Origin of the sequence: Pseudonocardia bannensis, assembly GCF_012911875.1 — a bacterium.
GTDB classification, from domain to species: domain Bacteria; phylum Actinomycetota; class Actinomycetes; order Mycobacteriales; family Pseudonocardiaceae; genus Pseudonocardia; species Pseudonocardia bannensis.
This window is the reverse complement of sequence record NZ_JAAXKZ010000165.1, coordinates 1-10,610: the sequence shown is the minus strand read 5'-3', so window position 1 is coordinate 10,610 and position 10,610 is coordinate 1. Positions and strand designations below refer to the sequence as shown.

The following is a 10,610-nucleotide window of genomic DNA, read 5'->3' as shown; positions in this document are numbered from 1 at the left end:
GGCTGTTCCTGTTCGGGGGGCTCATCGTGATGGGCGGGCTCCTCACGGTGGGCGGGGCGCCCGACTTCGGCTGGACCGCCTACCAGCCTCTGGGACGTGGGAACTACACCCCCGGTGTCGGCCCGAACATGTGGATCACCGGGCTGATCGTGTCCGGGCTGGGGACCATCCTGGGCGGGGTCAACATGCTCACGACGATCATCTGCCTGCGCGCGCCGGGCATGACCATGTTCCGGATGCCCATCTTCACCTGGAACATCTTCGCCACCGCCATCCTCATCCTCATCGCGTTCCCGATCCTGACCGCCGCGCTGTTCGGCATGCTGGCCGACCGGCACCTGGGCGCTCACGTGTTCGACCCGGCCAACGGCGGCGGGATCCTGTGGCAGCACCTGTTCTGGTTCTTCGGCCACCCCGAGGTCTACATCGTCGCGCTGCCGTTCTTCGGCATCGTCTCGGAGATCATCCCGGTCTTCAGCCGCAAGCCGATCTTCGGCTACAAGGGGCTGGTCTTCGCGACGATCGCCATCATGATGCTCTCGGCGGGGGTGTGGGCCCACCACATGTTCGCCACCGCCGCGGTGTCGTCGATGTTCTTCGCCTTCACCACGGTCCTCATCGCCGTGCCGACCGGCATCAAGTTCGTGAACTGGATCGGCACCATGTGGAACGGCAAGATCACCTTCGAGACGCCGATGCTGTTCTCGGTGGGCTTCCTGGCCACGTTCCTCTTCGGCGGGCTGACCGGGGTGCTGCTGGCGCTGCCTCCGCTGAACGTCCACCTCAACGACTCGTACTTCGTCGTGGGCCATTTCCACTACGTGCTGTTCGGCACGATCGTCTTCTCGGTGTACGCCGGGATCTACTTCTGGTTCCCCAAGATGACCGGCCGGATGCTCGACGAGCGCCTGGGCAAGATCCATTTCTGGACGATGTTCATCGGGTTCCACCTGACGTTCCTGGTGCACCACTGGCTCGGCGAGGAGGGCATGCCACGGCGGTACGTGGACTACCTGCCGACCGACGGTTTCACCACGCTGAACGTGATCTCCTCGATCGGCGCGTTCCTGCTCGGGATGTCGACGCTGCCGTTCGTCTGGAACGTCTTCAAGAGCTACCGCTACGGCCGTGTCGTGACCGTCGACGACCCGTGGGGCTTCGGCAACTCGCTGGAGTGGGCCACGTCGTCCCCGCCGCCGCGGCACAACTTCACCGAGCTGCCGCGGATCCGCTCCGAGCGGCCGGCGTTCGACCTGCACCACCCGGAACTGGCGGAGCGGTGGCGGACCGAGGCGCACGCGACCCCCTTGACCCGGGGCAGGCCCGCACCGTCGGAGATCGCGGCCAAGAAGGTGGCCGAGGAGGAGTACCCGGGCGACGATCCGCGGGAGCACTGACCGTCGACGCCCCGGCCGGTTCCGCACCCGGCCGGGCGCTCCGACAGGCGGGGATGTGCCCCACGCCATAGCCTTACCAGGTTGCCTATTTAGTAGGACTTCCGACTATATTTGCTAGGACGTCCTACGATCTGCCGTGTCGGCGGCGCGACGAGAGAGGTGCGGAATGGCAGAACTGCACGTCCCGACTCATCCGGTGCGGTTCGTGACCGCCGCAAGCCTGTTCGACGGGCACGACGCCGCGATCAACATCATGCGGCGGATCCTGCAGCGCCAGGGTGCCGAGGTGATCCACCTGGGCCACAACCGGTCGGTCGACGAGGTGGTCGCGGCCGCGGTCCAGGAGGACGTGCAGGGTGTCGCCATCAGCTCGTACCAGGGCGGGCACGTCGAGTACTTCACCTACCTGGTCGAGTTGCTGCGCGAGCGCGGTGCCGGCCACGTGAAGGTCTACGGCGGCGGTGGCGGCGTGATCGTGCCCGCCGAGATCGAACTGCTGCACTCGCGCGGCGTCTCGCGCATCTTCTCCCCCGAGGACGGCCAGCGCCTCGGGCTGCCCGGAATGATCAACCTGATGATCCGGGAGTGCGACGTCGACCTCGCCGCGACGCCCCCGGACTCCTACGACGGCCTGTTCGCAGGCGAGCACCGCACCCTGGCCCGCGCACTCACGCTGGCCGAGGCGGGGCAGCTGCCCGACGAGGTCCGCGACCGCATCGCCAAGGCCGCCGAGCAGCGCCCGGTGCCCGTCCTGGGGATCACCGGCACCGGCGGTTCGGGCAAGTCCTCGCTCACCGACGAGCTCGTCCGCCGCTTCCGGCTCGACCAGGAGGACAAGCTCCGCATCGCGGTGCTGGCGGTCGACCCGACCCGGCGCCGCGGCGGCGGGGCGCTGCTCGGGGACCGGATCCGGATGAACTCCCTGACCGGCGAGCAGGTGTTCTTCCGCTCGCTGGCCACCCGCGGCGCCGACGGGCAGCTCCCCGAGCAGCTCGGCGACGCGATCGCGGTGCTGAAGGCGGGCGGGTTCGACCTGGTCATCGTGGAGACCCCGGGTATCGGGCAGGGCGACGCGGGCATCGTGCCGTTCGTCGACCGCTCGTTGTACGTGATGACGCCGGAGTTCGGCGCGGCGTCGCAGCTCGAGAAGATCGACATGCTGGACTTCGCCGACGTCGTCGCGATCAACAAGTTCGAGCGCCGCGGCGCCGAGGACGCCCGCCGCGACGTGGGCCGTCAGCTCGTCCGCAACCGCGAGGCGTTCGGCGCCAAGCCCGAGGACATGCCGGTCTTCGGCACCAGCGCCGCGACGTTCAACGACGACGGCGTCACCGCGCTCTACCAGCACCTCGCCGCCCTGCTCGGCGAGAACGGGCTCACCGTGCACGAGGGCCGGCTGCCCAGGACCGACCGCAAGACCTCCAGTGAGTATGCCGCGGTCATCCCTCCGCAGAAGGTCCGCTACCTCGCCGACATCGCCGAGACCGTCCGCTCGTACCACGCCGACACGGCGAAGCAGGCCGCGGCCGCCCGCGAGCGCCAGCACCTGCGCACCGCCAAGGCCGCGCTGAAGAAGGCCGGCGCCGCGTCCGGGGGCATCGACGACGTTCTGGCGTCCGCCGAGAAGGCCCTCGACCCGCAGGCCGCCGCGCTGCTCGACGAGTGGCCGCAGGTCGTCGAGGACTACTCCGGTGACGAGCTGGTGGTGAAGGTCCGCGACAAGGAACTGCACACCAAGCTGACCCGCGAGACGCTCTCGGGCAACCAGGTCCGCCGGGTGTCGCTGCCCAAGTACACCGAGGACGCCGAGCTGCTGCGGTTCCTGCGTCGGGAGAACCTGCCCGGGCGCTTCCCCTTCACCGCCGGGGTGTTCGCGTTCAAGCGCGAGGGCGAGGACCCGGCCCGGATGTTCGCCGGCGAGGGCGACGCGTTCCGCACCAACAAGCGGTTCAAGTTCCTGTCGGCGGACTCCGAGGCCAAGCGGCTCTCGACCGCGTTCGACTCGGTCACCCTCTACGGCCGCGACCCCGACACCCGCCCCGACGTCTACGGCAAGGTCGGCACCTCGGGCGTCTCGATCGCCACGCTCGAGGACATGAAGGTGCTCTACAGCGGGTTCGACCTGACCTCGCCGACCACCTCGGTGTCGATGACCATCAACGGGCCGGCGCCCACGATCCTGGCGTTCTACCTGAACACCGCCATCGACCAGCAGGTCGAGAAGTTCCGCGAGGAGTGGGGCCGCGAGCCCGACCCGGTGGAGCGCGAAGAGCTGACCGCGTTCGCGCTGGCCAACGTGCGCGGCACGGTGCAGGCCGACATCCTCAAGGAGGACCAGGGCCAGAACACCTGCATCTTCTCCACCGAGTTCAGCCTGCGGATGATGGCCGACATCCAGGAGTGGTTCATCCAGCACCAGGTGCGGAACTTCTACTCGGTGTCGATCTCCGGTTACCACATCGCCGAGGCCGGGGCGAACCCGATCAGCCAGCTCGCGTTCACCCTCGCCAACGGGTTCACCTACGTCGAGAGCTACCTCGCCCGCGGGATGGACGTCGACGACTTCGCGCCGAACCTGTCGTTCTTCTTCTCCAACGGCATGGACGCCGAGTACTCGGTGATCGGCCGCGTGGCCCGGCGGATCTGGGCCGTGGCGATGCGCGAGCGGTACGGGGCGAACGAGCGGTCGCAGAAGCTCAAGTACCACGTGCAGACCTCCGGCCGGTCGCTGCACGCGCAGGAGATGAACTTCAACGACATCCGCACCACGCTGCAGGCGCTGTGCGCGCTCTACGACAACGCGAACTCGCTGCACACCAACGCCTACGACGAGGCGATCACCACCCCGACCGAGGCCTCGGTGCGCCGGGCGATGGCCATCCAGCTGATCATCAACCGCGAGTGGGGCCTGTCGATGAACGAGAACCCGCTGCAGGGCTCGTTCGTCATCGACGAGCTCACCGACCTGGTCGAGGAAGCGGTGCTCAAGGAGTTCGACGCGATCGCCGAGCGCGGCGGTGTGCTCGGCGCGATGGAGACCGGCTACCAGCGCGGCAAGATCCAGGACGAGTCGATGCTCTACGAGCACCGCAAGCACGACGGCACGCTGCCGATCATCGGGGTGAACACGTTCACCAAGCCCGAGTCGGACGACGAGGAGCCGTTCGAGATCGAGCTGGCCCGCGCGACCGAGGACGAGAAGCGCTCCCAGCTCGACCGGCTGGCCGACTTCCAGAGCCGGCACGCCCAGGAGGCGCAGGCGGCGATCCGGAGGCTGCAGGATGCCGCGACCGGTGACGGCAACGTGTTCGCGGAGCTGATGAGCGCCGCGCGGGTCTGCTCGCTCGGCCAGCTGACCGAGGCGTTCTTCGAGGTGGGCGGACAGTACCGGCGCAACATGTGACGCAGCGGCGAGGATGAGCGCGACGACGGCGCCGCAGGGTCCTGCCCTGCGGCGCCGTCGTCGTCGTGGCCGGGAGCGTCAGCCCCGGCGCACGAACAGCGGCACACCGACCCACAGCACGGCGAACACCAGCAGCAGCCCGGTCGCCATGGGCACCGCGACCACCCGGCCGACGGTCACGTCGAGCACGAGCAGCAATCCCGACGCCATCGTGACCGCCAGGAACGCCAGGCCGAGCACGGCGAGCCGGTGCCCGATGTGGACCAGCTCACGCTTGCGCCCGCGCTGGAACACGAACCGGTGCACCGCCACCGGGGCCACCAACAGGGCCGTGGTCAGCGCCGAGGTCATCAGGGTGACCATGTAGACGGCCCGCTGGAACTCGTCGATCTCGGCGAAGCGCTCGGTGAACGAGAGCGTCAGCAGGAACGCGAACAGGATCTGCACACCGGTCTGGGCGACCCGCAGCTCCTGGAGCAGCTCCACGAAGTTGCGGTCGGCCCGCTGCAGCGGCGCCTCCGCGCGCTCCGCGGCGTTCCACTCGTCGTCGCAGATCAGGCGCCGTTCCGCCGCCGATGCCGGCACCGCCATGTGCGCTCGCCCCCACCACGTCGTCGCCGTTCCCGGCGTTCGCCCCGTGCGTGTGCTCCTCGGGCTACCCGGCGCACCGGCGCCCCAACCGCCCGTCACGGTCACCGGCCACCGGACCGGCCGTCCGTCCACGCCGACCCGGTCGCCGATCGGCACGTGCGCTCACCGTGGGCCATGCCACGTTCGTGGCGACCGGGCCGAAATGCGACACTGGAGACCGGACAGCCCGGTATCACCGGAGCGTGGGCCGGTCCCCGTCACAGCGGGGAGCGCTGTCACCGGGTGAACCACGAGGTCGACGACGACACGGCACCCTCCCCTGACTCAACTGCGACCCACCGCCGTCGGCCCAGGCTGGAGAGAACCGATGATCCTGCTCTGCGAGCGCTGCTTCGCTCCGATCGGCAACCACGAGGACTACGTCCGGCTGGCCCACCTCGACCGGGCCCGCCCCGACGGCACCATCGACTGGATCCACACGTACGTGCACACCACGGCGTGTGTCGAGGAGGTCGCGCAACGCCCGACCGGCGCGGCTCCGGACACGGGTTCCTGGGACGCGGCGCGGCGAGGACTCTCCCCCGCCGCCGCGCGGTGGTCGGCCCGCCGGGCGCCCCGTCACGGTTGATCCCCTGCCCCCGGCGTCCGAATCGCCCGGCGCCACGCCGCCGGTGTGCGGCCGGGGTGCAGCGGGTACGCCCCGGGCGAGGCCCGACCACGGGAAGGAACGCCACCAGGATGCCCGACACCGCCGTGTTCGACGTCGACGGCACGCTGATCGACACCAACTACCACCACGCGCTGGCCTGGTTCCGGGCCTTCCGTGGCTTCGACATCACGCTGCCGGTGTGGCGGCTGCACCGCGCCATCGGGATGGGCGGGGACCAGTTCGTCGCGGCCGTCGCCGGGGAGGACGTGGAGGCCCGGCTCGGCGACGACGTGCGGGACCGGTGGGTCCATGAGTTCGACGCGCTGATCGGAGAGGTGCAACCGTTCGAGGGTGTGCGCGAGCTACTGGAGGAGGTGCGCCGGCGCGGGTTCCCGCTGGTCCTGGCCAGCTCCGGGAAGAAGGCGCACGTGGAGCACTATCTCGACCTCATCGACGGCAGGTCCATCGCGCAGGCCTGGACCACCGCCGACGACGTGGAGCGGACCAAACCGGCGCCGGATCTGCTGCTGGCCGCCGTGGCCGCGGTGCACGGGACCTCCGGGGTCGTGGTGGGCGACTCCGTCTGGGACTTCCAGGCCACGAACCGTGTGGGCTACCCGGGCTACGCCATCCGCACAGGTGGCTTCTCCCCGGAAGAGCTGTGCGAGGCGGGCGCGCGCCGCGTCTTCGACTCGCTCCCCGAGCTGCACCGGCACCTCGACGAGACCGCACTCGCCCGCCCCGACCTTAGCGAGTGAGCCACGTGGCGGAAGCCCCACCGCCGGCACCGTTTCCGCTGGATCCCGCGGGGTATCTCAGCGGCCGGACGGGCGACGAGGAGGCAATGTGGACGAGCGGGAGTTCTACCGGACAGCAGCCCAGCGCGCCGGTCTGTCCCGCGAGGAGGCGGCCGACCTGAGCTGGGCGACGCTCCAGGTGCTCGCGGCCCGGATGAGCGACGGCGAGGCCCGCGATCTCGCCCGCGCGTTGCCGGACGGGCTGGCCGAACCGGTGCGGGCCGGCCGCACCCGCCGCCAGAAGCGGTACGGGCTGATCGAGGTCGAGCAGCAGGTGAGCGAGCGCATCGGGCTCACCCAGCAGGAGGTGCACGAGGGGATCCGCGCGGTCCTCACCACCCTCCGCGACATCGTGCCGGATCAGGTGTTCACCGAGGCCATGGGTCAGCTCCCGGGAGAGTTCCGCACCCTCGTCGAGGAGACCGCCTGAGCCGGGCGGTGCCCGGACGGTCACAGCGGTCCCGACGACCCGGCGGCCGCGGTGCACGTGACCGCGCGCGAGCCTGCCGCGCACAACCGGGACGGACGCGAGCGGCGCACTTCCCGCGGGTGCCCTCTCGGACGTCAGGGCCCGGCCGCGATGTTGCTGCGCACCCCGCGCACCACCTCGGCGGGGTCGACGAACGGCGACGGGCCGGGCCAGACCCGCTCGCTGATCCGCGCCTCCACGATCCCCGGCCGATCGATCGAGGTGAGGGCCGCCCGCAGCGACCCGGCCGAGTCGGCGGTGACGCCGGCCAGCCCGTCGAGCGCGTCGGCGACCTCGGCCAGCCGCAGCGACGGCGCGACCGGCTGCCCACCGGTGATCGCGTAGGCCCCGTCGGCGAGCACGACCACGACCAGGTTCGCCGGCCGCCAGGCCGACACCGACCACAGGGTGCTCGCGCCCATCAGGAAGTCCCCGTCGCCCAGTAGGGCCACGACCTGGCGCTCCGGGACCGCCTCCGCCAGACCCAGCGCGGCCGCCAGGGCGGAGCCCATCGCCGCACCGAGGTAGAAGTGCGGCCCGTCATCGGTGGCCAGCCGTGCCGCCGAGGTCGCGGTGCCCAGCGAGGAGACGATGAGCGCGTCAGGGAGGACGTCCACGACCACCCGGGTCGCCTCAACGATGTTCACGGCCACCACCCAGATCGGGCTCCAGCAGGAGCGCCGCGCTCTCCTGCGCGCCGAAGGCCAGCCCGAGCACCCCGTCGGTGACCCCCGCGGCGTCGGAGTCCCGGCGCATCGGGAAGGACTGGATGCCCAGGGCTCCCAGGAAGGACGCGGTCGCCCGCCCCATCGGCACCTGCGACGGGTTGCGCTCGCCGAGGGTGCCGCGCATGGAGATGATCAACGGCAGCCCGAGGCGGTACGGCACGACGAGCGATCCGATGGCGTTGAGCGCGTTGCCGACGCCCGAACTCTGCATCAGCACGACCGGTCGACGGCCGGCGATCCGCTGTCCCGCGGCGTAGCCCACACACTCCTCCTCCCGGGTCAGGGACCGCAGCGGCAACCCGTGCTCGCCGAGCCGCGCGAGCAACCCGTCGAGCCGGGAGTCGGGCACGTAGGCAGCGACGGTCACGCCGCCCGCCAGCAGCCGGTCGGCGACGGCGACCTGCCAGTCCAGCCCGCGCGGGACGTTTCCGTTGTGGGCCGCCGCCCCCGGCGTCCCCGCCGTCGGCGTGGACACCGCTACGCGCCGCCCCACGGCGCCAGCAGCTTGTCCTGGCCGGGGTTCGCGGGGGTGCCGTAGACGAAGTAGGTCTCCGCGGGCAACGTCGCGCCTCCGATGGCGAGCGCGGTGTCGAAGTCGGAGAGGTCCCAGGTGACGGTCTCGAAGTCCGGTTCCATCTCCAGGATCCCGGAGTTGCCGAACAGCTCGATCCGGTTCCCGCCGGGCTCGAACACGTAGAGGAAGGCGCCCTGGGTGATGCCGTGGACGTCCGGACCGGCCTCGATCTGGATGCCGTACTCCCGGCACAGCTCGGCGGCATCGGTGTTGTGCTGCGGCACGCCGTACCAGAAGGCCAGGTGGTGCAACCGGCCCCGGGATCCGGTCTGGTCGAGCATGATCGCCATCTCGTGGCCCAGGATGTTCACGCTCATCCAGGCGCCGATCTCGGTGCCGCCGTTCGCCCCGTCGACGACCCGCTCCCGGGTGCCGAAGCCGAGTGTCTGCTCGAACAACTCCTTCTGCGTGGTCACGTCGGAGGCCATCAGGTTGACGTGGTCGAGCCGGCGCGGCGGCAGGCCCTGCAGCGGCCGCTTGGACCGGCGGGTCAGGATCCGGCTGCGCTGGTCCGGCGGTGCCTCGAACTTCTCGACCTCCCAGACCAGCTCCATCGGATGCCCGTCCGGGCTCTCGAACGCGAAGGTGCGCCCGACTCCGAGGTCACCGGAGGTCCAGCCCTTCCCCAGACCCGCCTTGTCGAGCGCGGCGGCCCGTCGTTCCAAGGCCTCCGCCGAGGTCGTCCGCCAGCCCAGATTGCCCAATCCCGGCTGATCGCGCTCGGTCAGCTTCAGGCTGTGGTGGTACGGGTCCTCGTAGCAGCGCAGGTACACCGATCCCTGGCTCCGAGCCACCTCGCGCATTCCCAGCAGTTGCGTGAAGAACCACAGGCTGCCCTCCATGTCCGGTGTGAAAAGCTCGGCATGTGCCATATGCGCCAATTCGAATCGCGGGTGAGACGACATCGGTCCCCGTTCTCCAATGAATGCGGCGGGTGGATCACCGCGCGGGCCGTCCCGCCCGTGATCACCGGACGGCGTCGATGCTGCCATCCCGGCGGCCCCACGGGGGTGTTCTGTTCCGGATCCCGGCACGGGTGGTCCGGCGCAGTCCGGTACGCCGCGGACCGGTGCACCGCGCAGCGTCCCGGTGCGGTTCGGTGGGCCTGGATGCGGTTCGGTAGGCCTCGGTGCAGTTCGGTAGGTCTCAGTGCAGTTCGGTAGGTCTCAGCGCGTCGTGAACGCCAGCCCCTCCCCGGACGCGGTGACGACGACCCGATGGCCGGGCCGGACGTCACCGGCCAGCAGCAACCGGGACAGCCGGCGATCGAGCTCACGCTGGATCGTGCGCCGCAGCGGGCGGGCGCCGAACTCTGGCTGATGCCCGCGCCCGGCGAGCCAGTCGACCGCCGCGTCGTCGACGACCAGGTCGACACCTTGGGCGCGCACCCGGTCGCGGGTCTGCTCGAGCAACAGCCCGGTGATCCGCCGCAGCTCCTCCCGGGTGAGCCCCTGGAACAGGACGATCTCGTCGATGCGCCCGACGAACTCCGGCCGGAAGTGCCGCCGCACCTGGGCCAGCAGCGGCTCCCGGATCTCGGAGACCGAGCGCCCCGGCGCGGTCGCCGCGAGAAGCTGCTCGGCGCCCAGGTTGCTCGTCATGATGATCACGGTGTGGGTGAAGTCGGCGGTCCGCCCGTGGGCGTCGGTGAGCCGGCCGGCGTCGAGCACCTGCAACAGCGTGCCGATCACGTCGGGGTGCGCCTTCTCGATCTCGTCGAGCAGCAGGACCGCATAGGGGGTCCGGCGGACGGCCTCGGTGAGCTGCCCGGCGTCCTCGTACCCCACGTGGCCGGGCGGCGCGCCGAGCAGCCGCATCGCACTGCTGCGGTCGCCGAACTCGCTCATGTCGAACCGGAGCAGGCGGTCCGGTGAGCTGAACAGCGCCTCGGCGAGGGCACGGGCGAGCTCGGTCTTGCCGACCCCGGTGGGTCCGAGGAACAGGAACGAGCCGACCGGACGGTCCGGATGGGCTAGCCCCGCCCGGCCACGTGGGGTACGAG

At 70.6% G+C, this 10,610-nt stretch carries 10 protein-coding genes; 5 read left to right on the top strand and 5 right to left on the bottom strand.

The window, feature by feature from the left end:
* Positions 1–1,397, top strand: a 1,397-nt coding sequence (locus HF519_RS27470; protein WP_169415894.1) for a cytochrome c oxidase subunit I, incomplete at its 5' end; no start/stop codon positions are given.
* Positions 1,398–1,563: 166 nt separating this feature from the next.
* The gene (gene icmF, locus HF519_RS27465) at positions 1,564–4,800 is read left to right on the top strand and encodes a fused isobutyryl-CoA mutase/GTPase IcmF (protein ID WP_169415893.1); all 3,237 of its coding nucleotides are present in this window, start codon (positions 1,564–1,566) and stop codon (positions 4,798–4,800) included.
* Positions 4,801–4,878: 78 nt separating this feature from the next.
* Here the strand turns inward: icmF and HF519_RS27460 are convergent, their stop codons facing one another.
* Positions 4,879–5,391 carry a DUF6328 family protein gene (locus HF519_RS27460; protein WP_169415892.1) on the bottom strand — a complete coding sequence of 171 codons (513 nt, stop codon included), beginning with the start codon at positions 5,389–5,391 and terminating at the stop codon, positions 4,879–4,881.
* A gap of 367 nt (positions 5,392–5,758) precedes the next feature.
* Here HF519_RS27460 and HF519_RS27455 point away from each other — a divergent pair, with 367 nt between their 5' ends.
* From HF519_RS27455 to HF519_RS27445, 3 genes are all read left to right on the top strand, one after another.
* Complete coding sequence (locus HF519_RS27455; RefSeq protein ID WP_169415891.1) at positions 5,759–6,019, top strand: phospholipase D-like domain-containing protein; 261 nt, start codon at positions 5,759–5,761, stop codon at positions 6,017–6,019.
* 110 nt (positions 6,020–6,129) lie between these two features.
* Positions 6,130–6,798, top strand: a complete 669-nt coding sequence (locus HF519_RS27450; protein WP_169415890.1) for an HAD family hydrolase — start codon at positions 6,130–6,132, stop codon at positions 6,796–6,798.
* An 88-nt stretch (positions 6,799–6,886) separates the two neighbouring features.
* The gene (locus HF519_RS27445) at positions 6,887–7,267 is read left to right on the top strand and encodes a DUF2267 domain-containing protein (RefSeq protein WP_169415889.1); all 381 of its coding nucleotides are present in this window, start codon (positions 6,887–6,889) and stop codon (positions 7,265–7,267) included.
* Between the two features lie 134 nt (positions 7,268–7,401).
* Here the strand turns inward: HF519_RS27445 and HF519_RS27440 are convergent, their stop codons facing one another.
* From HF519_RS27440 to HF519_RS27425, 4 genes are all read right to left on the bottom strand, one after another.
* Entirely contained in the window at positions 7,402–7,953 is a 552-nt protein-coding gene (locus HF519_RS27440) for a thiamine pyrophosphate-dependent enzyme (protein WP_169415888.1), read from the bottom strand.
* Positions 7,940–8,509 (bottom strand): thiamine pyrophosphate-binding protein, encoded by a 570-nt coding sequence (locus tag HF519_RS27435; protein ID WP_169415887.1) that lies wholly within the window; start codon positions 8,507–8,509, stop codon positions 7,940–7,942. Before HF519_RS27435 ends, HF519_RS27440 begins: the two co-directional genes overlap by 14 nt.
* Before the next feature lie 2 nt (positions 8,510–8,511).
* Positions 8,512–9,480 carry a VOC family protein gene (locus tag HF519_RS27430; RefSeq protein WP_246245314.1) on the bottom strand — a complete coding sequence of 323 codons (969 nt, stop codon included), beginning with the start codon at positions 9,478–9,480 and terminating at the stop codon, positions 8,512–8,514.
* A gap of 294 nt (positions 9,481–9,774) precedes the next feature.
* On the bottom strand, positions 9,775–10,610 hold an 836-nt coding region (locus tag HF519_RS27425), incomplete at its 5' end, for an AAA family ATPase (protein ID WP_169415885.1).